The organism is Ralstonia sp. NFACC01 (assembly GCF_900115545.1).
GTDB classification, from domain to species: domain Bacteria; phylum Pseudomonadota; class Gammaproteobacteria; order Burkholderiales; family Burkholderiaceae; genus Ralstonia; species Ralstonia mojiangensis.
The window spans coordinates 127,632-151,636 of the sequence record NZ_FOWV01000009.1; the positions used below are offsets into that span (position 1 = coordinate 127,632).

The following is a 24,005-nucleotide window of genomic DNA, read 5'->3' on the forward strand; positions in this document are numbered from 1 at the left end:
AAAGGCTCCTGTGGCTTACAGCGGCTTGAGTTCCACACGCTTGATCTCACCCACCATGAACAGGTAGCAGACGATCGCAACGGCGGCATGGATACCGACGTACACCAGCGCACCGTTGAACGAACCCGTGGTGTTGACGATGTAACCGATGGCGATGGGGGTCGTGATGCTCGACAGGTTGCCGAACGTGTTCATCAGCGCGCCAGACAAACCCGCGATCTGCTTCGGAGCCGTATCCGAGTTCACCGCCCAGCCCAGCGCGCCGAGGCCCTTACCGAAGAACGACAGCGCCATCACGGCCACCACGACAGTCTGCGCATCGACGTAGTTACAGATCACCATGGTCATGGAGAGCAGCATGCCCAGCACGATGGGCACCTTGCGCGCCACCGACAACGAGGCGCCACGGCGAAGCAGTGCATCAGAAATGATCCCGCCCAGAATGCCGCCGAGGAAGCCGCACACCGCGGGAATCGACGCGACAAAGCCCGCTTTCAGGATCGACATGCCGCGCGCCTGCACCAGATACACCGGGAACCACGTGATGAAAAAGTACGTGAGCGCATTGATGCAGTACTGCGCGATGTACACACCCATCAGCATGCGGTTCTGCAGGAGCTGCTTGACGTAGCCGAGTTTCGGCCCTTCCGTCTTTGCCACGCCGGCACGGTCCATGTTGACCAGGCCGCCGCCAGCTTCGATGTACTCGATTTCGGCACGGTTGACGCCCGGGTGGTCCTTCGGCTCGTGCACGAAGGCTCTCCACACGACCGCCATGACGATGCCGATCACGCCCATCACGATAAACACGTGATGCCAGCCGAATGCGTGCACCAGCCAGGCCATCAGCGGGGCAAACACCACCGTGGCGGCGTACTGCGCAGAGTTGAAGATCGCCGCTGCGGTGCCGCGCTCATTGGCGGGAAACCAGGCTGCCACGATACGGCTGTTGGCAGGGAAGGACGGCGCCTCTGCCGCCCCTACCAGGAAGCGCAGGCAGAACACCATGATGATGGCGGTGGCCCCGGTAAAGAAGCCGATCGCGCCTTGCGCCAGTGTGAACAGCGACCACAGCAGAATGCTGAAGGTGTACACGCGCTTGGAGCCAAAGCGGTCAAGCAGCCAGCCGCCTGGAATCTGCGCAATCACATAGGCCCAGCCAAACGCCGAGAAGATATAGCCAAGCGACACGGCATCGATGCCGAGCTCCTTCTGCATGGCCGAGCCGGCAATGGAGATGGTCGCCCGATCAGCGTAGTTGATGGTCGTCACGATAAACAGCATCGCGAGGATCACGAAACGCACGCGGCTCATGCGCTCAGCGCGCGGCACGGCCTGTGCTCCCACTGCGGGGGCTTTGATGTCCATCGTCTCCTCCTTAAGCCGACACCCGTCGTGCCGGTGGTTCAGGTTGCCGGGTCCTGTGCGGCCCGGCGTGTAGTTTTTGCTATTCGAGCGCTACGGCTTCAGGCCCAGCGTCCATCTACCAGTCGGCGCAGCTTGAGCGGGTTGGCGTCTTGCAGCGCTTCGGGCAGCAGTTCGGCCGGCAGATCCTGGTAGCACACCGGACGCAGGAAGCGCTCGATGGCTGCCGTGCCGACCGAAGTCGTGCGTGCATCCGTCGTTGCCGGCCAGGGACCACCGTGCACCATGGCGTGGCACACTTCGACGCCGGTCGGCCAGCCGTTGGCCAGAATGCGCCCCGCCTTGCGTTCCAGAATCGGCAGCAGCGAACGCGCGATGGCTGTATCACCCGCATCCAGATGCAGCGTGGCGGTCAACTGGCCTTCGAGCGATTCAGCCAGCGCGCGCAGCTCTTCTGCATCGCGGCAGCGTACGACCAGGCCGGTGGCACCGAAGATCTCGTCGTGCAGCGTCGGTTGCGCCTGGAAGCTTTTCGCATCGGTGATGTAGAAGCCGGCTTGCCCCCGGTTGGGTTGGTCGCTGCCTTGCCCGCGCGCGACACAGCGCACGTTGGCTTCGGCAGCCAGCTTGTCGACGCCGCGCGTGTAAGCGGAGTGAATGCCCGCCGTAAGCATGGGCTGCGCAGCCACGTCGCCCATGGCAGCAGCGGCGGCAGCTTCAAAGGCATCCAGTTCCGGCCCGTCGATGGCGAGCAGCAAGCCCGGGTTCGTACAGAACTGGCCCGCGCCCATCGTGAGCGATGCCACGTACTGCTGGCCCAGCGCAGCAGCGCGCTTGGCCAGCGCATCGGGCAGCAGGAAGACGGGGTTGATGGCACTCAACTCGCCATACACCGGAATCGGCTGCGGGCGTGCCTGCGCAATGCGCAGCAGCGCCTGACCGCCTGCGCGCGAACCGGTAAAGCCAACTGCCTGGATATGCGGATCGGCCACCAGTGCACCCGCCGCGTCGTTGTCCGCCAGGATGAGCGAGAACACGCCCTCCGGCAGCCCGCACTGGGCAACCGCAGCTTGAATGGCACGACCCACCAGTTCGGACGTACCCGGGTGCGCCGGATGCGCCTTCACGACCACCGGGCAACCTGCAGCCAGCGCCGATGCGGTATCACCACCCGCCACCGAGAACGCCAGCGGGAAGTTGCTCGCACCGAACACCGCCACCGGGCCCAGCGCAATGCGGCGCATGCGCAGATCCGAGCGCGGCAGCGGCTTGCGCTCCGGCAGGGCCGAATCAAGACGGGCGCCCACGGCATCCCCGGCACGCACCACGCTTGCAAACAGGCGCAGTTGGTTGCACGTGCGGCCACGCTCGCCTTCCAGGCGCGGACGCGGCAGTGCCGATTCGGCCATCGCGCGTTCGATCAGCGCATCGCCCAGCGCTTCGATCTGGCTGGCGATGGCTTCCAGGAAGGCAGCGCGGGTTTCCGGCGAGGTCTCGCGGTAAACGTCAAAAGCCGCGGCGGCCAGTTCAGCGGCACGTGCGGCATCGGCCTTGGAGGCCAGGGTGAATTCGGGTTCGAGCCATTCCCCGGTGGCGGGGTTCATGGCGCGAACCTTGCCGGCACCACCCGCCACGCGGGCAGCACCCAACAACAGTTCGCCGCTCAATTGCATATCGATTCCTTGTGTTTTCGGTTGCGCTCAGGCCGCCAGCTTTTCCACTTCGGCAATGCGCGACACCAACGCAGACAGTTCTGCCATTTCGGCGTCGGTCAGATCGGTCAAGGGGGCGCGGACCGGACCTGCGTCACGACCGATAACCTTCATACCGGCCTTGACGATCGACACCGCATAGCCGCGCTTGCGATTGCGCAGCTGGATGTACGGCAGCACGAACTCGTTGAGCATCTTGTAGACCTTGGCATTGTCGAACGCTCGCACGGCGGCGTAGAACTCTAGCGCGAACTTCGGCACAAAGTTGAAGATGGCCGACGAATACGTCGACACACCCATCGTCAGGTACGGCAGCGCAAAGGTCTCGGCGGTCGGCAGGCCACCAACGTAGGTAAAGCGGTCGCCCAGGCGGGCGTAGATGCGCGTCATCAGTTCCAGATCGCCCACACCATCCTTGAAACCGACCAGGTTCGGGCAGCGGTCTGCCAGGCGTTCGAGGTGGTTTTCGTCGAGGATCTGGTTGGCGCGGTTGTAGACGATCACGCCCAGCTTGGTCGAGTTGCAGACCTGCTCCACGTGCGCGGCCACGCCGTCGGCGGAGGCTTCGGTCAGGTACGGCGGCAGCAGCAGGATGCCGTCGGCGCCGGCAGCTTCAGCGGCCTTGCAGTATTCGATCGATTCGGCCGTACCGCGGCCCGCCGGGGCGATCACCGGAATCTTGCCGCCGGTTTCCGCCACGGCAGCGCGCACCACGCGGTCGGTTTCTGCCGCGGTGAGCGAGAAGAATTCGCCGGTGCCACCAGCGGCAAACAGGCCAGCGGCATCGTGGCTGAACAGCCAGTTCAGGTTGGCGCGATACGCTGCCTCGTCGAACGACAGGTCCGACGCCTTGAAGTGCGTGACCGGAAAGGACAGCAGACCAGAGCCGATCTGTTGGGCGAATTCTTTGGGGCTGTATCGGGACATGTCTCGCTCGCGATGAATGCGTGTTGTTGATGAACGAATTCTTGCACCCGCATCGATTCAAGTCCAAGCCAACTGCTGTCTCGATTAATACAAAACTTGTATTGATACAGGGTCTTCCCTAAGTCTCCGATTTCGATGCTGCAGCCGCACGTGACGGCGCGGCCGCGTTTGGTCATTGGCGCGTCACACCGCGCCCTCGGCCTCCACATAAAGGGCGTACAGGGAATGCGAACTGGCCATGTACAGACGGTTGTTCTTCGGCCCGCCGAAGGTCAGGTTCGGGCAGCGTTCCGGCAGGTGGATGAAGCCGATCGGCTTGCCGTGCGCGTTGAAGATCTTCACGCCGTCGTAGTCGGCAGAATTGATGCCCAGGCGCCCGTCCGAGCCCCAGCCGCACCAGAGATTGCCGTCCTTGTCGACGCGAAAACCATCCAGCGCCCCCGCGCCGTTGGCGTCGATCAGCTTGGTCTTGTTGGACGCCGTGCCGTCGGGTGCGATGTCGTAGCTCCAGATGCTGCGCGACGGTGTGCCCTTCCACTCGACCACGTAGAGCTTCTTCTCATCGGGCGAGAACGCCAGGCCGTTCGGGTTGACGAGGTCGGTGATGATCGCGCGGATGCCGCCGTTCGGGTCGATCCGGTAGACGTTGGTCGTGGCCTGCTCAGGCTGCGCCTTGAAGCCCTCCCAGTTGCCGTTGATGCCGAACGTCGGGTCGGTGAACCAGATGCTGTCGTCGGACTTGACCACGATGTCGTTGGGCGCATTCAGCCGCTTGCCCTGATATTGATCGGCCAGCACAGTGATGCCGCCGTTGAATTCGGTGCGCGTGATGCGGCGCGTCACGGAGTGCTCGCACGTGACGAGGCGCCCCTGCCGGTCGCGCGTGTTGCCGTTGGCATAGTTCGACGGCTCGCGGAACACGCTGAACGCGCCGTTCGTCTCGTCGTACTTCATGATGCGGTTGTTCGGGATGTCGCTCACCAGCAGGTAGCGCCCGGCGGGAAAGTACACCGGCCCCTCCGCCCAGCGCATGCCGGTGGCAAGTTGCTCTACGGAACTGCTGTAGAGCCGGTATTTCAGGAAGCTCGGATCCAGCACTTCTACCGCCACGTCCGGGTAGCGCGCGTTCGGCTTGAACCCTTCGATCTTCTGTGCGGCTGCAAGGCCGCTGGCCGCCGCAAGCCCTGCGCCTGCCACGCTCCTGAGAAACCTGCGGCGGTCGACTTCCGCGCTTTCCATGGACATGCTCGTCTCCTGATGGTTGTCATTGGCCCTTCAAGACGAAGGGGCGAGCCGATTCTTGCACCGGCGATCTTTCCCATCCAAGATAAGCACTGACTCAATCCATACAGGTTTTGAATCGATGTTTGAACTCAGCCAACTTCGCTGCTTTGTTGCCGTGGCCGAAGAACTGCACTTTGGGCGCGCAGCGGAGCGTCTGCACATGACGCAGCCACCGCTGTCACGCCAGGTCCGCCTGCTGGAACACCAAGTCGGGACAGAGCTGCTGGAGCGCAACAGCCGTTCGGTCAAGCTGACCGCTGCGGGGCGCAGTTTCCTGCCCGATGCGTCGCGCATCCTGCGTTTGGCGGACGAAGCGGCCGCCACGGCCCGGCGTGTCGCGACGGGCGCTGCCGGACAGTTGGCGATCGGGTTTACCGCATCGGTTGGCTACGGGAAGTTGCCTTCGCTGGTGAGCGCCGTGCGGGCGGCTTCACCCGGCGTGCGATTGACGCTCAAAGAAATGGTGAGCGGCGCGCAGCTCTCGGCGCTGGATGCGCGCGAAATCGATGTCGGCCTGCTACGCCCGCCGGTGGAGCACGGCGAGCTGATTGCCGTGCCGTGCTCGCAGGAAGCGCTCGTGATCGCCCTGCCGGAAGCCGTGGCCGATAGTTGGCCGCAACGCCCCAGCCTGCGCGACTGCGAAGGCCAGCCGCTGCTCATGTATTCGCCATACGAGGCGCGCTATTTCCACCAGATGGTGAGCGGCCTGCTGGAACGCGCAGAGGTGCTGCCCGACATCGTCGAATACGTCAGCCAGATCCACTCGATGCTGGCGCTGGTGCGTGCAGGCATTGGCGTAGCGCTCATCCCGGCGGCGGCGGCCATGCTGCACTTCGAGGGCGTCGTCTATCGCCCGGTGCGCACCACGCCGGCCAAGCCGGTTGAACTCTGGATGGCCTATCGCAAGGACAACGACAACCCCGTGTTCAACGTGCTCAAGACGGTGCTGCACAACGCGCTAGCCGAGGGGCGCTGAACTCACGCGGCACCGCATTTGCTGGAGCCACGGCGATCCCCACCCGGAGACCGCCATGCCCCAGACACCCAACAACATTCCACGCTCGGCCCTGTGGCTCGCCGCATCGGCCATCGGCTTGACCGTGGTTGCGCTGCCGCATCCCGCTCACGGCAAACTGCCGCCGCCCACGCCGGCTGAGCAAGCCGCCGCTGCCCAGCAGGCCGAGACGGAGCGCGCCCAGAAAGCGCAGGAGCAGGTCCAGCTGACCGCAGTGCAGGACCGTTTGGCAGCGCGTTTTGGCAAGGGCGGCAACAACGCGCCAGATGCCGTCACGCCGGCCACCAACCTGCCCAAGAACGTCGCAGAAGCGCCGGGTACTGCCGGCCCGCATGGCGGCTCTCGGCCCAGTGCGGAATCCCATTCGGGCAACACCCGCTAGGCGATCAGCGGAAACCCCGTGTCAAACGTGGTGGCCACCTCCAGCCGCTGTTTGAGCAGGCCCACCTTCACGTAGAAATCGGCCGTGCGCTGCTGTTCCGCAATGAGCTGCGGATCGATGGCGCGCCACACGGTCTGCCGCCGTGCGAACTGCAGCCGCGCGGCCTCCGGCGCGATGCCGATGATGCGGGCCAGCGTGGCCGAGAAACTGTCGACATGCTGGTACGACCACACCTGCGCGCGCACCACGCGCTGCAGGAAATCGCGCAGTGCGTCGCGCTTGACCGCCAGCGCAGCGTCGGTCGCTGCCAGGTAGCTGAGGCCCGACCACAACCCTCGTCCGTTGACGAGCACGCGCGCATGTTTGGCCGTTTCGGCCATCGCTGTGTAGGGCTCCCACGTTGACCACGCATCGATCGACCCGTTGACCAGCGCAAGCTTGGCATCCGCCGGCGGCAGGAAACGGAAGTTGGCATCGTCCGGACCCAGCCCTGCGGATTCCAACGCCTTGAGCGCAACGAAATGCCCAATCGACCCCCGGTTGGTGCCGATTGATTTGCCCCTCAGATCTGCCGCGGTCTTCAACGGAGAATCGGGCCGCACCAGCACCGCCGTGCCGTACGGGTCCGATCGGTTGGCGCCGATGAGCTTGATGCGCGTACCCGCCGCCAAGGCAAAGATGGCTGGCGCATCGCCTATCGGGCCGAGGTCGACAGCGCCCGCATTGAGCGCTTCGGCCAACGGTGCGGCCGCCGGAAACTCGGTCCACTGGATGTCGTACGGCACGCCCTTGAGCGCGTCGGCCGCTTCCAGCAGCGCGCGCAGGCCACCCTTCTGGTCGCCCGCCTTGAGCACGAGACGGGGTTGCGCGATGGACAAGGCAGGCGCGGCAGCAAGTGCCAGCGTGGATTGCAGAAAACGTCGGCGATGGTGCGGCATGGTGATGGAGCGATGCGGTCGAGGGTCAGTGGATGAAGCCGCCTTTCACATAGCGCACGGGTTCGGCGTCCATGCGGGCGATCAAGGAATCGAGGCCGCTTGTGCTGCGAGCGGCGCCCCGTGCGGCAGAGGTACACAGGAAATCAGCGTCGGACCACGTCGCGCCCCGCGCACCGCGCGCGCGCAACCAGCCGTTGCGGTCAGCCAGCAACTGCGTGCCGGAAAAAGCTTGTGGCTCGGCGCCGGCAATAGCGGCGAACACGTTCCACGCGTCTGCCTCTGCTGCCACGCAACGCGCCTGGAAAGCGCCCGGGTGCGATGGCAACGTGCCATCCGGCGTGATGAGCAACGTCTGGAAACGCGGATCTTCCAGCGGGATGCCGTTTGTCGATGCAACATCCACCGCCACCACGCGCACACGCTGGCCGTTGCGCCACGCCGCCAATGATTGAGTCGGCGCATCGCCGCAGCGCACGGACAACGCGGGCAGCGCCACCGGCAGCGGCCAGCCGCCGGCGCGCACGCCGCCACGCGCGGCCAGCACCTTCATGGCGTCGAGTACCGCCCAGATATCGGCGTCGCTCAGTCGACCGGCAAATGCGGGCATGGTCGACGCACCTTGCGTGTCCTGCATGCCGTGGGCGATGTGCCAGAACAGCTCGCCATCGGCATGACGGCCGAGCAACGGGCCGACCACCGTGGGGGGCCAGCGCGTGAGCGTGGCGGCCAACGGGCCTTCACCTCGGCCGTCTGCACCGTGGCAGCTTGCGCAGGCGGCGCTGTAGAGGCGCGTACCGTGCGTGATCGACGCCACCGAAAACGCCGTTGGGCTGACATGGAAACTCGTCGGCACGGCGGGCGCCAGCACAACCGCCGACGGCCACGGCGCCGCCACCAGAAGGCCTACCGCGGCACCAGACAACACCGCCCGCCAGCGGCGCACCAGCACGGCCATCACGATGGCCAGCAAAGCCAGCGTTACGGCGATGAGCGTCAGGCCAAGTTGCCGCGCTTGCCCAAGATCGATCAGCAGGGTTTCGCCGGCGATGCGCACGTCCCACGGCCATGCCGGCTGCCCGTGCACCTCGCCAGCGAGCCCAAGCGTGTGCAGCAGCACCAGCACGCCATGCTGCGCCCATTGCAGAAAGCCAAGCAGCGCGTTGAGCCAGACCGTCGGTTCCGGTCCGCTCATGATGGTGCCGCCATCTACCAGGTCTCGCCCAAGCCGAGATGACCGAGCGCCTCGTGCCGCAACGCGCTTAAGCGCGGGTCGCCGCGATGGCGCGGGTAAGGCAGATCCACCGTCAGTTCCGCCGTGATGCGCGCCGGGCGCGGGCTGAAGATGACCACCCGCTGCGCCAGGAACAGCGCCTCCTCCACATCGTGCGTCACCAGGACGGTCGAGAAGCGCGCGCGTTGCCACAGCGTCACCAGCTCGCTCTGCATGGCCAGCCGCGTGAGTGAATCCAGCTTGCCCAGCGGCTCGTCCAGCACCAGCAACTGCGGTTCGTTGACCAGCGCACGCGCCAGCGCCACACGTTGCGCCATGCCGCCCGACAGCTCATGCGGAAACGCCCGATGAAAGCCGCCCAGGCCCACGCGTTCCAGCGCGTCGTCCACGCGGTCAAGCTCTGCATTGAGCACGCCGCGCGCTTGCAGGCCCAGCGCGACGTTGTCCCACACGCGCCGCCATGGGTAGAGCGTCGGGTCCTGGAAGACGACCACACGGGATGGGTCCGGCGCGTTGATAGGCGCATCGTCCTGCAGAATGCGGCCGCGCGTGGGTGGCTCCAACCCCGCAATCAAGCGCAGCAGCGTGGACTTGCCGCAACCGCTTGGCCCCAGCAGCGCAACGAACTCGCCCGGCTGTATGGTCAGGCTCACACCGTCGAGCACCTGCAGCGGATTGGCGCGGCTGCCAAACCAGTGGCTGACGCCCTGCACGTCGATACGCGCCCCGGCTGTGGCCGCAGATGGCGGGGCCTCGCGTTCCAGCACGGCTACCATTTCAGCGTCCCCTTCTGCCAGACCAGCGCGCGGTCACGCACCTTGAAGAGCAGCGTGATGATGCTGGAGAACAGCAGCGCCATGACGATCAGCGCGGCATACATGTTGACGTACGACGCCCAGCCTTGCGCCCAGGTCAGGTACCAGCCGAGGCCCGACTTCACGCCCATCATCTCCGCCGTCACCAGCACCGTGAACGACGCGCCCAGCCCCATGAACAGACCCACGAACACCTGGGGCAGCGCTGCCGGAATCGCCACACGCAGCACCAGGAATGCGTTGGATGCGCCCAGCGTGCGGGCAACGTCGTAGTAGCTTTTGCTCACGCCCGCCACGCCGGACCACGTGAGCACCGCCACCGGAAAGCCGGCCGCCAGGGCGATCAGGAAAGCCGCCGCCGAATAGCTCGACGGGAAGAAGTAGAACGTGAGCGGCAACAGCGCCGTCGCCGGCAGCGGGCCCAGAATGCGCAGCACCGGATGCACCCAGTAGCCCACCGCCCGCGACCAGCCGATCGACACGCCTACCAGAAAGCCCGTCAACGCGCCGAGCAGATAGCCGATGCCGAGCAGCTTGAGCGTATTCAGCACGCTGTCGCCCAGACGCGGCCAGTCTTCCAAATAGACCTCGATCAACGCCTGCGGCGGCGCAAAGAACGGTGTGGGCAATGCGCCGGACTTGGCGGTCAGCACCTCCCACAACGCCAGCACCGCAGGCACGGCGATCAGCCATGGCCCCGCCGGTTGCAGCGCTTCCTGCACGGGGCGCAACGGGGTCACAAGACCCGCCGCCAACGCCACCACGAACAGCGCAATGCCGACGATCAACGCGGCAACGCCCAGCTCCGCCGTGAATGCCCAATCGCTGAAGCCGACCACGTGGTTGGGCCAGCGCCACGTCAGCAGGCCGAAGGCGGCCCAGGCCAATGCGGCCACGGCGCCGGTGCGCCATGCCCCTCCGCGCTCGACGGCATCGGCAAATGGGTTGGAGAGCGCGGCGGGCGCCTCCAGTGTTTGCGGGATGGTGCTCATGTCGATGTGTTCCTCATCTGCTTACGCGCCATGTATCAGGCCAGCACATTCACGTACACGTGCTGCGCCAGGCGCTGCGGATCGGTGGTCTTCTTGATGACGCCGATGCGGCGGAAGTCTTCTGCGTAGAAGGCGATCTCGTCGCGCAGGTCGATGCCGGTCGGGTGATGCGTGTACGTGAGCGTGGCGTAGAGCTTGCGCAAGTCGTCCAGCGCCACCTTGGGCGAATACTTGGCAAACACCTTGGCGGCCTCATTCGGGTTTTCGTTGACGAAATCCGTGGCTTGCACAATCGAACGCGCCAATGCGGATGCCGTCGGGCGGTCATTGCGGACCAGCTCGCCGCGTGCGCCGATCACGCAGCAGACCTTGCGTGCGTATTCACCGGAGAGGTTCGTGGCCAGCTCCACGTAGGCCCCGTTCGTGCGCTTCTCCAGCAGGAAAAGGTTGGGGTCGCCATCGGCAATCGCCTGAATCTCGCCCTTGTCCACCGCCACGCCCAGCAGGTCGGCCGGGTACTGGCGCCAAGTGATGTCCTTGTCCGGGTCAATACCGTTCTTGGCAAGCAGGATGGTGAAGAAGTGCTTGCCCGGCGCGGCAAGATCGCTCACGCCCACGGTCTTTCCCTTGAGCGCCGCCAGGTTCGTGACACCTGCCGCTTTGGAGCCGACAAGCCGCACACAGCCGCCATGCGAGCTGCCGATGATCTTCACGTCAAAACCCGCTTCCAGCGGCTTGAGCCAGCGGTGAATCATGCCGACTGCCGCATCAGCCTTGCCGGTGGCGATGGATTCGAGCAGTTGATCGGTCGACCCGCTGTAGTTGATCAGGTCGACGTGCAGCCCGTTCTTTTCGAAGAAGCCGCGCTCCTGCGCCACCACGATGGGCGTCAGGCAAAACGAGTTCTGGTTCCACGCGAACGTCAGCTTGCGCTGTTGCGAGTAGGCCTTGCGGCCCAGGATCAATGCCGGTGCAGCCAGCGCGGTGGCGGCTGCTGCGTGCAATATCTTGCGGCGCGAGATGCCCGCAGTCTCTTCGCTCATTGAATGCTCCCCGTGATGATGTATTCGATCTGTTTTGTCAGGCGACGGCTTCTTAATCGAGCACATCCGGCTCGGCCGCGACCAGGCCGGCGTAAAGGCTCTCGAATGCGTGCAGCGCACCCTCCTGCCCGCCCACCTGGCTGTGCGTGTGGCGCGCCGTGGCGGGATCGATGGGCTGTGGTGTGCCCGCGGCCTCGGCCAGCAGTTGCGTGTGAGCAGCGTTGTCCAGCGCGATGTACCACCACGCTGCGGCTTCCACCGTCGGGCCGGCTGTGAGGATGCCGTGGTTCTTCAGGATCACGCCCTTGTGCGTACCGCCGTCGGGCTTGATGAGCGCTTGCGCGATGCGCTCGCCCTCGCCGGAATCGACCACCATGCCGGTGAAGTCGTCGAACAGCGCATGGTCTTCATGGAACGAGCACGCGTCCTGCGTGAGCGGATCCAGCGGCCGGCCCAGCGTCGACCACGCCTTGCCGTAGGTCGAATGGGTGTGCGCCGCAGCCACGATGTGCGGATGCGCTTCGTGAATCGCCGCATGAATCGCAAACGCCGCCTTGTTGAGCGGCCGGTTGCCGACAACGGTCTCGCCACGCGCGTTCACAAGCAGCAGGTCCGACACCTTGATGCGCGAGAAATGCACCCCCAGCGGGTTGACCCAGAAATGGTCCGTCAACTCCGGATCGCGTGCGGTGATGTGCCCCGCCAGCCCGAGGTCGAAGCCGTGCCGCGCAAACAGGCGGAACGCGCCCGCAAGGCGCTCCTGCCGATGGCGCCGCTCGGCCTCGAGCGTCGGCCGCGGGGCGGGCGGATCAAACCAGAATTTCTGCTGCGGCGTGCTGTTCAGCTTGAGCGTGGACGATGCCGGGCGCTCGATGGAAAGGACTGCGCTCATGCCCGGGCCTCACGCGGCCTTGCGCTGCGCATCACGCTGCGCGACCAGCTCGCGCACGCGCGGGATGAGCGTGCGGCCGTAATCCACCACGTCTTCCAGCGGATCAAAACCGCGGATCAGGAAGGTGGTGACGCCCAGGTCGTAGTAGTCGAGCAGCGCATCGGCCACCTGCTCCGGCGTGCCGACCAGCGCGGTGGAATTGGAACGTCCACCAGTTTCCTTGGCGATGGCCGTCCACAAACGTTTGTCGACGCGCTCGCCTTGTTCGGCCGCCGCGAGCAGGCGGCGTGCGCCCTCGCTCTGTTGCGGGCCGCCTCGGCTGTAGCCCTGCTGCACACGCAGCGCGCGGGTCCGCTCAAGGATGCTCTCTGCCCGTGCCCAGGCGGCGTCTTCCGTTTCGGCCAGGATCGGGCGGAACGACACCGAGAACCGGATGCTGCGCCCGTGCTTGGCGGCCTCGGCCCGCACGCGCGTCGTCAGATCGCGCACCTGGTCGAGCGATTCGCCCCACAGCGCATACACGTCGGCATGCTTGCCGGCCACTTCGACGGCTACGTCCGAAGCCCCCCCGAAGTAGATCGGCACGTGGGGCTTCTGCGCGGGCTTCACTTCAGAGAAACCTTGCTCGAAGCGATAGAACGCGCCCTCGTGGTCGAACGGTTTCGACTCTGTCCAGATGCGCCGCAGGATGCCGAGGTATTCGTCGGTGCGCGCGTAGCGTTGGTCGTGGTCAAGGTAGTCGCCATCGCGACGTTGCTCGCTGTCGGAGCCGCCCGAGATGAAGTGCACGCCCAGGCGGCCACCGGTGAACTGATCCAGCGTGGCGATCTGGCGCGCGGCCAGCGTCGGATTGGTAAATCCGGGCCGGTGCGCAAGCATGAAGTGAATGCGCTCCGTCAATGCGGCTGCATACGAAATCGTGAGCGTGGCCGACGGCCCCGTTGAATGATGGGGCACGAGGATGCGATCAAAGCCGGCCTGCTCGTGCGCCTGTGCAAAGGCACGTACGTAATCGCGGTCGATCACGGGCCCGTTTGGTTCGGGCGGGTGAATTTCAGATTGCTTCTGGCTTTGGATCATGCCGATGAAATCGACGCTCATGCTGGCTCCGTTCTACATATCGTTAGAAGGTGGGCAAGGCGTCACGCCCCGCCGTGAATGCGAATGAAGTTACGTCATCACCAGCGCTGCACTAACGAATAATTTCAACGCTGCATATTCGGCATCGATCGTTCGCGGCGCTCCGCAACATCGATACGCTGTGCGGCAACATCACCTGCTTCGCACATTTCACCGTCATGTCGTCTGCGCCCTTGCATCGTCTACCTACGCCGCCCGACCGGCTTGCTGAAGTGCTGGCCGCTGTTAGTCCGCAGTTGGCCTCCGCCGCCGCAGAGCACGACCTGCAGGGCAGCTTCCCGCACGACAACTTTGCGCTGCTGCATGCATCGGGCTTGATCGCGCAGGTCATTCCACAAACGCATGGCGGTGGCGGTGCAAGCTTGAAGGCCGCACGCCAGATCATTGCGTCCATTGCGCACGCCGATGCGGCCACCGCGCTGGTCCTGGCAATGACGTACCTGCAGCACCGCGCCATCGCACGTGCCGATACACGCTGGCCGGCGCATGTCAGGCAACAGGTGTTTGCCACCGCCCTGAATGAAGGCGCGCTCATCAACGCGCTGCGTGTGGAGCCCGACCTGGGCACGCCCGCACGCGGTGGCTTGCCCGCCACCGTGGCAACGCGTGCGGGCACCACCTGGCGCATCCGGGGCCGCAAGCTCTACAGCACCGGAAGCCCTGCCCTGCGCTGGCTGGCCGTGTGGGGCCGCACCGATGAAGCCGAGCCGCGCGTGGGGATCTTTCTCGTGCCGCGCCCGCTGCCGGAAACACCGGGTATCCGCATTGAAGAAACCTGGAACCACCTCGGCCTGCGTGCCTCGGGCAGCCACGACGTCGTCCTGGAAGATGTGGAGATTCCGCTCGACCATGCCGTCGACATCCGCCCTGCTGCCGAATGGCCGGTACACGGCGCCGCACAAGCCGACACCAGCGCGCAGCTCGACCAGCAGGCGTGGATGACCGTGCTGCTCGGCAGCCTGTACGACGCGGTGGCGCAGGCCGCGCGCGACTGGCTTGTCCAGTTTCTGAACACGCGGGCACCGGCCAACCTGGGCGGGCCGCTGGCCACGCTGCCGCGCATGCAGGAGGCGGTGGGCGAGATTACGGCTGCGCTGCGCACCAACCGCGTGCTGCTCGATCATGCAGCCGAGGCAGCGGATGCGGGCGCCCCGCTTTCCATCACGGATAGCGGGCTCCTCAAGTACACGGTCACCACCAACGCCATCCGCGCAGTGGAGCTGGCGCTGCAGCTGTCCGGTAACCACGGCCTGTCGCGCCACAACCCGCTGGAGCGCCACTATCGCGATGTGCTGTGCAGCCGCATCCACACGCCGCAGAACGATTCCATCCTGCTGGCAGCCGGCCGCACTGCCCTCGGGGTTTAGCTGGACGCCGCCCATCAAGTCCAGCAAGATGCACCGAAACCCCACATCAGGAACCCGCCGATGAGCACGCCCGCCCTCGCTGCCGCTTCCGCTGCTGCTTCCTCTGCGGCACCTGCAACCCAGTCCATCGCGCCGCTGCGTGATTTCGTGACCGCGCTGTCGCGCCTGCTGGATCAGCAGCCGACCGAAGCCGAGATCCTCTCGCGCGCCGGCGCCCTGCTCGGCGCGCTGGTCGCCCGCGACGACTGGCTGCCTGCTGAATACGCGCAGCCGCACCCCGAACACTTCCAGCAGTTCCTGCTGCATGCCGATTCCGGCGAGCGCTTTTCCATCGTCAGCTTTGTCTGGGGCCCGGGCCAGCGCACACCCATTCACGACCACACCACGTGGGGTCTGATCGGCATGCTGCGCGGCGCTGAATACTCGCAGCCGTTCAAGCTCGACGCGCAAGGCAAACCGCAACCCGACGGCCCCGCCATCCGCCTGGAGCCGGGCGCTGTAGAACACGTCTCGCCGCGCGTGGGGGACATCCACCGCGTGCACAACGCCTTTGACGATCGCACGTCGATCAGCATCCACGTCTACGGCGGCAACATCGGCGGCATCCACCGCTCCGTCTATACGGAAGACGGCGAGCGCAAGCCTTTCGTCTCCGGCTATTCGAATACCCATCTGCCCAATCTCTGGGACCGCTCCAAGGACACGCCTGCATCATGAGCACCACCATCGACGCCATCGAATCGCCGGTCGCTGCACCGCTGGCCGAAACCCATGTCCCCGCGCTCACGTATGCCGAGGTGCGTGCCGCGCTGCTGTCCCGCAAGGAGATCGCGCTGATCGACGTACGCGAAGAAGACCCGTACGCGCAAGCGCATCCGCTGTGGGCAGCCAACCTATCGCTCTCCCGGCTAGAGCTGGAAGCGTGGTCGCGCATTCCGCGCCGCGATACGTTGATCGTGCTGTACGGCGTGCACGACGGCGTGGACCTTGCTCCGCGCGCGGCGGCCAAGCTGGCTGAACTGGGCTACACGCGCGTGTACCTGCTCGAAGGCGGCCTCGATGGCTGGCGCGCTGCCGGTGGCGAAGTCTTCCAGGACGTGAACGTGCCCAGCAAGGCCTTTGGCGAATACGTGGAGGCGCACCGCCACACGCCCTCGTTCAGCGCGCAGGAGGTCAAAGCGCTGCTCGATGCCAAGCGCGACGTGGTCATCGTCGACGCACGCCGCTATGAAGAGTTTCAGACCATGAGCATCCCCACGGCGACGAGCGTGCCGGGCGCAGAGCTGGTGTTGCGCATCCGCGAGCTGGCGCCGGACCCGAGCACGCAGGTCATCGTTAATTGCGCAGGCCGCACGCGCAGCATCATCGGCACGCAATCGCTCGTGAATGCCGGCATTCCCAACCCGGTGGCGGCACTGCGCAACGGCACCATCGGCTGGCTGCTGGCCGATCAGGTGCTGGACCATGGCGCCAGCCGCCGTCACCCGCAGGACGTGTCTGCCGAAACGCGCGCGCAGGCCCAGGCCGATGCACGCGCCGTGGCCGAACGCGCCAACGTGCCGCGCATTGCGCTGGCTGAGGTTGCCAAACTCGAGACACCGGACCGCACGGTCTACAAGCTCGACGTACGCACGCCCGAGGAATATGCCGCCGGCCACCTGCCCGGCTTTGCCAGCGCGCCCGGCGGCCAGCTCGTGCAGGAAACCGACCACACGGCTGCCGTGCGCGGCGCCCGTATCGTCCTGGCCGATGACGACGGCGTGCGCGCCGACATGTCCGCCTCGTGGCTCGCACAGATGGGCTGGGAGGTCTATGTCGTCGATCCGGTCGACGCCAGCGAGCGCAGCGTCACTGGCACGGGGCAGACGCCCGCTCCACAACCTCCGGCCGTGCGCACGGTCGACGCCCGCGCCCTGGCCGGCTGGCTGGAAGCGGGGGACACCGCCGTCATCGACGTCACACGAAGCGCCAACTACGTTGCGCGGCATATTCCGGGGGCGTGGTTTGCCGTGCGCTCAGACTTGCCCGCAGCGCTGGCGCGCATCCCGGCGGCACGCCGCTACGTGCTCACGTGCGGCTCCAGCCAGCTCGCCCGCTTTGCCGCCGCCGACCTTGCCAAGCTGACGCAGGCCGAGGTGTGGGTGCTCGACGGAGGCACCGCGGCATGGGTGGCCGCCGGCCTGGCCGTTGAAACCGGCGAGACCCATCTGGCCTCAGCCCGCATCGACCGCTATCGCCGCCCGTATGAAGGCACGAGCGCCCCGCGCACCGCGATGCAGGCCTATCTCGACTGGGAGTTCGGTCTGGTGGAGCAGTTGCGGCGCGACGGAACGCACGGGTTCCGGGTCATCTGAGCGACCGCCCAGGTTCGGAACGTCAGGCTTGGCGTTCTGAACTCGACACTTGGGGCTCCAACACTCCACGCTTGAGGTTCCGGACGCCGCGCTTGAGGTTCCGAACTCCACCGTTGGCGTTCGGAACGTGACCGGTGGCGTTCAGAACCTCGATATCTCGTAGTCCCAACGCCGACATTGAGGTTCTGAACCCCATGCATGGGGTTCCAAAACCCCGCACGCCGGGTTCGTAACCCCGAACGTGAGGTCTGGAACCCCGTGATTGGGGTCTCAAACTCCACATACGCCTCCGCTCACTTGCTTGCTAACGCCGCTCACAACGAGCGATAACAAAACTCGTTTTGCGCATAAGCCGGCGTTGAGTAGCATCGGGACTTCCTCGCAGAGGTTCCGTCATGTCCCCCTTCATCGCCCTGTGCCTGCTCATCACCTACGTGGTGTGGGGCACAACGTATCTCGCCATCCGCTTTGCGCTGACCGATCTGCCGCCCTTTCTGATGATGGGCTCGCGATTTCTGGCTGCTGCGGTGCTGCTCGCCCCGCTGGTCATCCTGCGACAGCGCAAGCAGCCCGAAGAGCGGCCGACCTTGCGCCAGGTCCGCAACTGTGCATTGATCGGCGCGTTCATGCTGGTGGGCGGCATGGGCATGACGGCGGTGGCCGAGCAGACCATCTCGTCGGGTGCCACCACGGTGATGATCGCGTCGATGCCGCTGTTCTCCACGCTGTGGACGCTGCTGGCCGGCGGCCGCCTGCGTGCCTATGAGATTGGCGCCATCGCGCTGGGCAGCATCGGGATTGCGGTGCTGTTTCGCGGAGCGGAGTTTCAGGCCAGCACGGTCGGCGTACTGGCGCTGACCACCGCCATTGCGTCATGGTCGTTCGGCTCGCAGCTCTCCAAACGTATCGACATGCCCAAGGGCATGATGGCGTTCGTGCTGGAGATGGCCTTTGGCGGTGTAGCGCTCGTGCTGCTCAGCCTGATCACCGGCGAAGCGTGGCCGAAGCACATCGGCATGCATGCCGCGCTTGCATGGGGCTACCTCGTGGTGTTCGGCTCGGCCATCGCATTCACGGCTTACATGGCGCTGGTGGAGCGCGTGTCCACCGTCATGGCGACAAGCTATGTGTATGTGAACCCACCCATCGCGCTGCTGATGGGCGCCTGGCTGGCCGATGAAGTGGTCGCGCCGCAGACGCTGGGCGCGACGGGCATCATCCTGGCTGCGGTGGTGGTACTGACGGCCGGGGCTACGCGGGCGGCGCGGCGGGCGGCGGCCTGAGGGCCTCCCCGATGGCGCCCAACAAAAAGCCCGCGCATTGGCGGGCTTTTTCTTTTGGGGCGATCAAGCCATCCTGATTTCAGCCAGCAGATCGGGGTGGTGGTCGAGGAGCTTCAAGAGTTTCACCAGCGCCAAAGACGGCTTCGTCTTGCCAGTTTCATAGCGGGAGAACGCATTGACGCCGCCACCAAAAATCTCGGCGGCCTCACGTTGGTCCAGATTGAGTTTGCGACGCACCGCGGTGATGTAGGCTGGGTCAACGTAGGTCGAATTCACCTGGCGCTGAAAGGCTGACACCAGTTCGCCATATCGGTCGCCCTGCCCACGTTCGAGCACGATTTCATCGCATGCCGGACAGAAATCTCCCGTCACGGAGGGGATGACAGTGGTCTCGCCTTTATAGGCATACGGCACATCGCGTGTGTCATGAATCAGCTCGGCGGCACCACAGCTCGGGCACTTCATGTTCAAAGCTCCTTGAAGGAAACGATCAGCACGCCATCAACGACGGTCAGCTTCAGGTAGATGTCTTGGTCGCTCGCCTTGGCGTGATAGACGTCCTGCCACACGCGATGGTCGGCATGCGTCGTCATGCTCTTGTAGAAGCAGCGTGGCGTAGGTTTTTCCATGCACGCCAACTTAACCTAGTTGGTTATGGCACCAAATAGGTTAATTCTGGAAACCGGGCTTTCTGCGGAACAAAATCACCCCGCCAACGACGACGGCAACGATTCGCTCGGCACCGCATCCTCTTCGGCACATGCAGCGGTGCCGTTGTCCGCAGGATTGTCCAGCCGGTTGAGCCACGCCAGCAACGCGTCGGCTTGCTGGGGGCGCGAGAACAAGTAGCCCTGTCCTAGGTCGCATCCGGCCTCACGCAGCAACGCAAGCTGCTCGGGGTCTTCCACGCCTTCGGCCACCACTTGCATGCGCAGGCTATGCGCCATGGCGATCACCGCACCGGCAATGGCCTCGCCGTCGCCGGGCATGCGTTGTACGAAGCTGCGATCGATCTTGAGCTTCTGAATGGGAAAACGCTGCAGATACGCCAGCGACGAATACCCGGTACCGAAATCGTCGATGGACAGGCTGATGCCGGCCGCGTGCAGGGATTCGAGCAGCGCGATATTGGTCTCGATGTCTTCCATCAGCACGCTTTCCGTAATTTCGAGTTCGAGCTGATGTGGCGGCATGCCGGTTTCGCGCAGCACGTCCATGACGTTCTCCACGAGGGCCGGATCGCGCGTCTGCCGCGCCGACAGGTTGACGGCCACCCGCAGCGTGAGGCCGTCTTCGCGCATCCAGCGCACGGCCTGTTCGCACGCGGTGCGTAACACCCACAGGCCGAGCGGCACGATCAGGCCGGTTTCTTCCGCCACGGCGATGAACTCGCCAGGGCCGATCAGGCCGATCTCCGGATGACGCCAACGCACCAATGCTTCCACGCCATAGACGTTTGCCTTGCAGAGCACCGCATCGTGCGCGTCTTCGGTGCGCAGGCGCACCTGCGGCTGGTAGGCCAGCAGCAGTTCTTCGCGATCGAGCGCGCGGCGCAGATCGGCTTCCACGCGCAGGCGGCGGCGCGCCTGCTGATCCATCTCCGACGTGAAGCTCGCAGCTGCGTTCTTGCCGTGGTTTTTGGCGTGGTACATCGCCGTGTCGGCGTTGCGCGTGAGCACCTGAACATCGCGTGCGTCATGCGGATACAGGCTCACGCCCACGCTCGCCGTTACGTAGATCTGATGCAGGTCGAGTGCAAACGGCGCCGCCAGCGCGGCGAGAATGCGTTTGGCCAATCCGTCGGCCAGCGTTGCCGCTTCCGTGTCGGCAATCTGCGCCCGGCCGGACAGCTCAGCGATCACCGCAAACTCATCCCCCCCGATGCGGCACAACACGGCACGCAAGTTGGCTTGGTCGATCACGTCGTTCAGCCGCCGTGCAACCTGGCGCAGCAGTCGGTCGCCGTTGTTGTGGCCCAGCGTGTCGTTGACAACCTTGAAGTTGTCGAGATCCAGCAGGAGCAGCCCCACTGCACCCGCCTGGCCCGCGCGCTTGAGCGACACCTGCAGGCGCTCGTTGAAGGCGTGCCGGTTCGGCAGTTCCGTGACCGAATCGATGTGGGCGAGGTAATCCAGATGCGCCTCTGCCTGCAGCACCGCGCGGCGCATGCGGGCGATCACCAGATACGCGAGGCCCATCGCGCCGATGCCCACCGACACCGTGAGCACGGCATAGCCGAGCAGTTGCATGTACAGCTCGGTCAGGCTGGAGCGCACCACCACATAGCCGATCACGCGGCGCTCCGACTCCACCGGTTCCACCACCTCCAGGGTGGTGAGCGTGGACACATCCGAGTCCCGCAGCATGGTGGCATCGGGCGCGCGCACCGGTGCGGCATCGCCGTGCTGATACAGCGCCAACGGCTTGCGCAGTGCGCTGAAAATGCCGGCGGCACGCAGCGGCGGCGATGCTTCCAGCGCCGCCAGGGTTTCTTCCGCCGCGCGACGGTCATTGAAGAGCAGCGCGGCCACGCTGTTGGCGCCCACGATGCGCGCCTGCACGTGCACGTCGCGCACCAACGCCGCATGCAGCGCGATGAACTGGAACACGATGAGCAGGAAGCCAGCGATGGTCAGCGCTGCGCCAGCGCCCGCCATGTTGGCCCGCACCATGGAGTGCCCCAATCGAGGCCGTGGAGTCATGATGGACTCGCTCATTGCACGGTCCTCGCTAGCCGCAGCAGTTGTGAGCTGAGCTGAAGATGGGCTTGCCGCGCAGCCACGGCATCGATGTCGAAGACCACGCGATCGTCATGCAGGGCCAACGCGATCATCGGCTCCGGGTTGCCGGCTGCGCGCTGGCTCTTTGGGCTGTCGGACACTGTCAGCACGGGCGCAGCCGGATCGACGCGCACACCGTTCGGGGTACGCGCATCAAACACGAGGACATGGCATCCGGTGACGGCGCCGTCGTTGATCTTCCGGATTTCCAGGCGGTGTCCGCGCACGGGTTTTCCTGTCAGTTTTTCCAATGCAGCCTGCAACGGATGTTGGGCAGTTACGCACACCACCATCGGGGCGTCGGCCTGCATGACGTCGGCCGGCCAGTTGGTGAACAGTGCAAAGTTGTAGATGAACGCCGCCTTGACCTGCACCTCGCTGGCCTGCATCTGCGCATGCGTGGCGCCCATGCATGCCACGCCCGCCAGCACGGCACCCAACACCGCGCAGAATCTGCGCGGGCCGGGTCTTCGGGCGCGTCGGACGCTGCCGTGCGGGGTGCTCATCGGAAGGTGTAGGTAAATTTCAGGCGAAAGGCACGGCCATCCTGCTCGATTGACGACTGCGCTAACTCCGGACCAGCCGGATCCGCATAGCGCCGATCAAACAGGTTGTAGACGCTGGCCGACATCTCCAGATTGGGCGCCAACCGTGCCGCCAGCAAGGTCAGGTTGGCGATCCAGTAACCGCCCACTTGGCCAGCGGTCGTCAGCCGATTGCTGATGTACTGCGCCTCCACCCCAGCACGCCAGTCGCTGCGCCACACAGGCGCGGTGGCGTTGAGCTTGAGCATGTGACGCGGCGAGTTGCTCAGCGCCTGGCCGGTATCGAGATTTTCAGAACGCTGGAAGCTGTAGCTCGTGCGCAGGCGCGTGCCGCCCGGCCAGTTCTGCTCGTAGCCGAGTTCCGCGCCGCGCGTGCGCACACGCGCTACGTTGCTGAAAAAGAGCAGCCCGGTGTTCGGGTCTTCGCTCTGGCTGATCAGGTTGGAAACGTTGTTCTGAAACACCGACAAGGTCGCCTTGCCGCCAGCGGCAACTTGTTGCTCGACCACCGTTTCATACGTTCGTATACGCTCGGCCGACAACCCATTGGTGACCTGCTGGCCGCCGGGCGCGCTGGTCTGGTAGTTCAGCTCGTAATCGTTGGGCGCGCGATAGGCCATGCCGTAGATCGCCTTGACGGTGGTCGTTGGGGCGGCATGCCAGATCAGGCCCACACGCGGGCTGAAGATGCCCGATGCGAAGCTCGTGTGGTCGTAGCGCAGGCCCGTATCCAGCACCCAATCCCGATGGAGCAGGAATTGATCCTGCACATACACGCCCACCCGGTTGTTGCTCCGATGGTCATCGAGGTAACTGGCGTACGGCACCGTATCGAAATTGCGCATTGCATCACGGTAGTCGCGTTGCAGCTCCGTGCCGATGACCAGCGTGTGGCGTTCGATGCGGCGCGTCACGAGCTTGAGTTCCGTGCCGTACCACGCGGTGTCAAAGGTATCGCGGTTGATGCCGACCGGCGGTGGACTGTATGCGTAATCCCCCTGCGAGACATAGCGCCCCCAGAACAGCCGCGCCGACACATCAGTCGTGTCGTCCAGTGCGTGCTGCCAGGTGCCGTTGAACATCTGCCGCGTGTCGACGGTGCGGGAGCGCGGGTCGTTGAAGCTCTGGTCGTAAGGCGCCGTCGGCACGCCCTTCGTACGATCGACGTAGCCGAAGGTCAGCCCTAACTCGCCAAAACTGCCCTTGGCAAACAGGCGCTTGGCGCGGTCGTAGTCCATGCCGCGAGCCACGCCGTCGCTCACGCCGGGCTGGTTGAACTCGGGAAAATAGAGGTCGCGCCCCGGGGCATCGTTCACGCTGGCCGACAGCAGCCATTCGGCACCGTTCTCTGCCCGCTTGCCCCAGATCACGCGCGCATCGCGCGCATTGGCGCTGCCCGTTGATCCGCTGGCCTGCAAGCCGTCAATGTCACGGCCGCGCTTGGTGATGATGTTGATCACACCGAATAGCGCGTTCGATCCGTACACCGCCGAGCCCGCTCCGGGCACGTACTCCACCCGCTCGATCAGGTCGACGTCCAGGATGGCTTCGGTGCCGACGGACGCCTGGTCGAAGATGGGGTCGTTGGTGCGATGGCCATCAATCAGCAACAGGAAACGGGTGTCGTAGTCGCCCGCGCGCAAGAAGCCCCGAGCGCCCAGCGTGGTGTAGTTGCGGTCGTAGTTGGTGTAGAGCCCCGGCAGACTGCCCAGGATGTCGGCCAGCGTGCGCCAGCCGTAGGCTTTGATGTCTGCCGCGGTGATGACCGAGACGTTGGCGGGCGCCTCATTTGCGGCTTGCGCGTACTTGGACGCCCCGGTGACGACCTGCACCTGCATGAGTTGCTCGATAGGCAACGCGGTCAGATCGGCGACGTCTGTTTGTGCCAGCGCGGGCTGAGAAAGCAATGCACCGGCCACCGCAAACATTTGCGTGCATCG

21 protein-coding genes and 1 pseudogene are annotated in these 24,005 nt (G+C 65.2%); 6 read left to right on the forward strand and 16 right to left on the reverse strand.

The window, feature by feature from the left end; translation table 11 throughout:
• Positions 1–15: 15 nt before the first annotated feature.
• From BM136_RS21210 to BM136_RS21225, 4 genes are all read right to left on the reverse strand, one after another.
• Positions 16–1,368 (reverse strand): MFS transporter, encoded by a 1,353-nt coding sequence (locus BM136_RS21210; protein WP_092975370.1) that lies wholly within the window; start codon positions 1,366–1,368, stop codon positions 16–18.
• A 98-nt stretch (positions 1,369–1,466) separates the two neighbouring features.
• The gene (locus BM136_RS21215) at positions 1,467–3,038 is read right to left on the reverse strand and encodes an aldehyde dehydrogenase (NADP(+)) (protein ID WP_092975373.1); all 1,572 of its coding nucleotides are present in this window, start codon (positions 3,036–3,038) and stop codon (positions 1,467–1,469) included.
• Between the two features lie 27 nt (positions 3,039–3,065).
• Positions 3,066–4,004, reverse strand: coding sequence for a 5-dehydro-4-deoxyglucarate dehydratase (kdgD, locus tag BM136_RS21220; RefSeq protein ID WP_092975375.1), 939 nt, complete (start codon positions 4,002–4,004; stop codon positions 3,066–3,068).
• A gap of 183 nt (positions 4,005–4,187) precedes the next feature.
• Complete coding sequence (locus BM136_RS21225; protein ID WP_254775723.1) at positions 4,188–5,249, reverse strand: SMP-30/gluconolactonase/LRE family protein; 1,062 nt, start codon at positions 5,247–5,249, stop codon at positions 4,188–4,190.
• A gap of 118 nt (positions 5,250–5,367) precedes the next feature.
• Between BM136_RS21225 and BM136_RS21230 the strand changes: the two genes are divergently transcribed.
• A complete protein-coding gene (locus tag BM136_RS21230) occupies positions 5,368–6,264 on the forward strand; it encodes a LysR family transcriptional regulator (RefSeq protein WP_092975378.1) in 897 nt (298 codons plus the stop codon).
• 55 nt (positions 6,265–6,319) lie between these two features.
• Positions 6,320–6,685, forward strand: a complete 366-nt coding sequence (locus tag BM136_RS21235; RefSeq protein WP_092975381.1) for a hypothetical protein — start codon at positions 6,320–6,322, stop codon at positions 6,683–6,685.
• Here the strand turns inward: BM136_RS21235 and BM136_RS21240 are convergent.
• Genes BM136_RS21240 through BM136_RS21270 form a run of 7 tightly spaced genes read right to left on the reverse strand, consistent with a single transcriptional unit; the run spans position 6,682 to position 13,697 of the window.
• Positions 6,682–7,623 carry an ABC transporter substrate-binding protein gene (locus BM136_RS21240; protein ID WP_092975384.1) on the reverse strand — a complete coding sequence of 314 codons (942 nt, stop codon included), beginning with the start codon at positions 7,621–7,623 and terminating at the stop codon, positions 6,682–6,684. The genes BM136_RS21235 and BM136_RS21240 overlap by 4 nt on opposite strands.
• 25 nt (positions 7,624–7,648) lie before the next feature.
• Positions 7,649–8,815 (reverse strand): c-type cytochrome, encoded by a 1,167-nt coding sequence (locus BM136_RS21245; protein WP_092975386.1) that lies wholly within the window; start codon positions 8,813–8,815, stop codon positions 7,649–7,651.
• Between the two features lie 14 nt (positions 8,816–8,829).
• Positions 8,830–9,630 (reverse strand): ABC transporter ATP-binding protein, encoded by an 801-nt coding sequence (locus BM136_RS21250; protein ID WP_092975389.1) that lies wholly within the window; start codon positions 9,628–9,630, stop codon positions 8,830–8,832.
• Complete coding sequence (locus tag BM136_RS21255; protein WP_092975392.1) at positions 9,624–10,661, reverse strand: ABC transporter permease; 1,038 nt, start codon at positions 10,659–10,661, stop codon at positions 9,624–9,626. The genes BM136_RS21250 and BM136_RS21255 overlap by 7 nt, the downstream gene beginning before the upstream one ends.
• Positions 10,662–10,696: 35 nt before the next feature.
• A complete protein-coding gene (locus BM136_RS21260; protein WP_092975395.1) occupies positions 10,697–11,704 on the reverse strand; it encodes an ABC transporter substrate-binding protein in 1,008 nt (335 codons plus the stop codon).
• Positions 11,705–11,756: 52 nt separating this feature from the next.
• Positions 11,757–12,596 carry a class II aldolase/adducin family protein gene (locus tag BM136_RS21265; protein ID WP_092975397.1) on the reverse strand — a complete coding sequence of 280 codons (840 nt, stop codon included), beginning with the start codon at positions 12,594–12,596 and terminating at the stop codon, positions 11,757–11,759.
• A gap of 9 nt (positions 12,597–12,605) precedes the next feature.
• Positions 12,606–13,697, reverse strand: coding sequence for an LLM class flavin-dependent oxidoreductase (locus BM136_RS21270; RefSeq protein WP_092975400.1), 1,092 nt, complete (start codon positions 13,695–13,697; stop codon positions 12,606–12,608).
• A 197-nt stretch (positions 13,698–13,894) separates the two neighbouring features.
• Between BM136_RS21270 and BM136_RS21275 the strand changes: the two genes are divergently transcribed.
• The 4 genes from BM136_RS21275 (at position 13,895) to BM136_RS21290 (ending at position 18,740) form a co-directional block, all read left to right on the forward strand.
• Positions 13,895–15,103 carry an acyl-CoA dehydrogenase family protein gene (locus BM136_RS21275; RefSeq protein WP_092975403.1) on the forward strand — a complete coding sequence of 403 codons (1,209 nt, stop codon included), beginning with the start codon at positions 13,895–13,897 and terminating at the stop codon, positions 15,101–15,103.
• A gap of 60 nt (positions 15,104–15,163) precedes the next feature.
• Positions 15,164–15,820 carry a cysteine dioxygenase family protein gene (locus BM136_RS21280; RefSeq protein WP_092975406.1) on the forward strand — a complete coding sequence of 219 codons (657 nt, stop codon included), beginning with the start codon at positions 15,164–15,166 and terminating at the stop codon, positions 15,818–15,820.
• Positions 15,817–17,457 (forward strand): rhodanese-related sulfurtransferase, encoded by a 1,641-nt coding sequence (locus BM136_RS21285; protein ID WP_092975409.1) that lies wholly within the window; start codon positions 15,817–15,819, stop codon positions 17,455–17,457. The genes BM136_RS21280 and BM136_RS21285 overlap by 4 nt, the downstream gene beginning before the upstream one ends.
• A gap of 395 nt (positions 17,458–17,852) precedes the next feature.
• Positions 17,853–18,740 carry an EamA family transporter gene (locus BM136_RS21290; RefSeq protein ID WP_092975412.1) on the forward strand — a complete coding sequence of 296 codons (888 nt, stop codon included), beginning with the start codon at positions 17,853–17,855 and terminating at the stop codon, positions 18,738–18,740.
• A 63-nt stretch (positions 18,741–18,803) separates the two neighbouring features.
• On the opposite strand, the gene BM136_RS21295 is transcribed toward BM136_RS21290, so the two are convergent.
• The 5 genes and pseudogenes from BM136_RS21295 to BM136_RS21315 form a co-directional block, all read right to left on the reverse strand.
• Positions 18,804–19,205: a type II toxin-antitoxin system MqsA family antitoxin gene (locus tag BM136_RS21295; protein ID WP_092975415.1), complete on the reverse strand. Its 402-nt coding sequence runs from the start codon at positions 19,203–19,205 to the stop codon at positions 18,804–18,806.
• Between the two features lie 2 nt (positions 19,206–19,207).
• Positions 19,208–19,357 (reverse strand): annotated as a pseudogene (locus BM136_RS21300) (type II toxin-antitoxin system MqsR family toxin); the annotation flags it as partial.
• Between the two features lie 87 nt (positions 19,358–19,444).
• Positions 19,445–21,457, reverse strand: coding sequence for a putative bifunctional diguanylate cyclase/phosphodiesterase (locus tag BM136_RS21305; protein WP_092975421.1), 2,013 nt, complete (start codon positions 21,455–21,457; stop codon positions 19,445–19,447).
• A complete protein-coding gene (locus tag BM136_RS21310) occupies positions 21,454–22,026 on the reverse strand; it encodes a YfiR family protein (protein WP_092975424.1) in 573 nt (190 codons plus the stop codon). The genes BM136_RS21305 and BM136_RS21310 overlap by 4 nt, the downstream gene beginning before the upstream one ends.
• On the reverse strand, positions 22,023–23,993 hold the full coding sequence (locus tag BM136_RS21315; RefSeq protein ID WP_092975427.1) for a TonB-dependent receptor plug domain-containing protein: 1,971 nt from the start codon (positions 23,991–23,993) through the stop codon (positions 22,023–22,025). The genes BM136_RS21310 and BM136_RS21315 overlap by 4 nt, the downstream gene beginning before the upstream one ends.
• Positions 23,994–24,005: the final 12 nt, after the last annotated feature.

What these genes read in the sequence shown, in the direction of transcription:
- BM136_RS21250 (WP_092975389.1), bottom strand. Translation starts at nt 9,630, where the DNA reads ATGGTAGCCGTGCTGGAACGCGAGGCCCCGCCATCTGCGGCCACAGCC.
- BM136_RS21245 (WP_092975386.1), bottom strand. Translation starts at nt 8,815, where the DNA reads ATGAGCGGACCGGAACCGACGGTCTGGCTCAACGCGCTGCTTGGCTTT.
- BM136_RS21315 (WP_092975427.1), bottom strand. Translation starts at nt 23,993, where the DNA reads ATGTTTGCGGTGGCCGGTGCATTGCTTTCTCAGCCCGCGCTGGCACAA.
- BM136_RS21270 (WP_092975400.1), bottom strand. Translation starts at nt 13,697, where the DNA reads ATGAGCGTCGATTTCATCGGCATGATCCAAAGCCAGAAGCAATCTGAA.
- BM136_RS21225 (WP_254775723.1), bottom strand. Translation starts at nt 5,249, where the DNA reads ATGTCCATGGAAAGCGCGGAAGTCGACCGCCGCAGGTTTCTCAGGAGC.
- BM136_RS21295 (WP_092975415.1), bottom strand. Translation starts at nt 19,205, where the DNA reads ATGAAGTGCCCGAGCTGTGGTGCCGCCGAGCTGATTCATGACACACGC.
- BM136_RS21285 (WP_092975409.1), top strand. Translation starts at nt 15,817, where the DNA reads ATGAGCACCACCATCGACGCCATCGAATCGCCGGTCGCTGCACCGCTG.
- BM136_RS21230 (WP_092975378.1), top strand. Translation starts at nt 5,368, where the DNA reads ATGTTTGAACTCAGCCAACTTCGCTGCTTTGTTGCCGTGGCCGAAGAA.
- BM136_RS21215 (WP_092975373.1), bottom strand. Translation starts at nt 3,038, where the DNA reads ATGCAATTGAGCGGCGAACTGTTGTTGGGTGCTGCCCGCGTGGCGGGT.
- BM136_RS21255 (WP_092975392.1), bottom strand. Translation starts at nt 10,661, where the DNA reads ATGAGCACCATCCCGCAAACACTGGAGGCGCCCGCCGCGCTCTCCAAC.
- BM136_RS21235 (WP_092975381.1), top strand. Translation starts at nt 6,320, where the DNA reads ATGCCCCAGACACCCAACAACATTCCACGCTCGGCCCTGTGGCTCGCC.
- BM136_RS21240 (WP_092975384.1), bottom strand. Translation starts at nt 7,623, where the DNA reads ATGCCGCACCATCGCCGACGTTTTCTGCAATCCACGCTGGCACTTGCT.
- BM136_RS21260 (WP_092975395.1), bottom strand. Translation starts at nt 11,704, where the DNA reads ATGAGCGAAGAGACTGCGGGCATCTCGCGCCGCAAGATATTGCACGCA.
- kdgD (WP_092975375.1), bottom strand. Translation starts at nt 4,004, where the DNA reads ATGTCCCGATACAGCCCCAAAGAATTCGCCCAACAGATCGGCTCTGGT.
- BM136_RS21310 (WP_092975424.1), bottom strand. Translation starts at nt 22,026, where the DNA reads ATGAGCACCCCGCACGGCAGCGTCCGACGCGCCCGAAGACCCGGCCCG.
- BM136_RS21290 (WP_092975412.1), top strand. Translation starts at nt 17,853, where the DNA reads ATGTCCCCCTTCATCGCCCTGTGCCTGCTCATCACCTACGTGGTGTGG.
- BM136_RS21280 (WP_092975406.1), top strand. Translation starts at nt 15,164, where the DNA reads ATGAGCACGCCCGCCCTCGCTGCCGCTTCCGCTGCTGCTTCCTCTGCG.
- BM136_RS21305 (WP_092975421.1), bottom strand. Translation starts at nt 21,457, where the DNA reads ATGAGCGAGTCCATCATGACTCCACGGCCTCGATTGGGGCACTCCATG.
- BM136_RS21265 (WP_092975397.1), bottom strand. Translation starts at nt 12,596, where the DNA reads ATGAGCGCAGTCCTTTCCATCGAGCGCCCGGCATCGTCCACGCTCAAG.
- BM136_RS21275 (WP_092975403.1), top strand. Translation starts at nt 13,895, where the DNA reads ATGTCGTCTGCGCCCTTGCATCGTCTACCTACGCCGCCCGACCGGCTT.
- BM136_RS21210 (WP_092975370.1), bottom strand. Translation starts at nt 1,368, where the DNA reads ATGGACATCAAAGCCCCCGCAGTGGGAGCACAGGCCGTGCCGCGCGCT.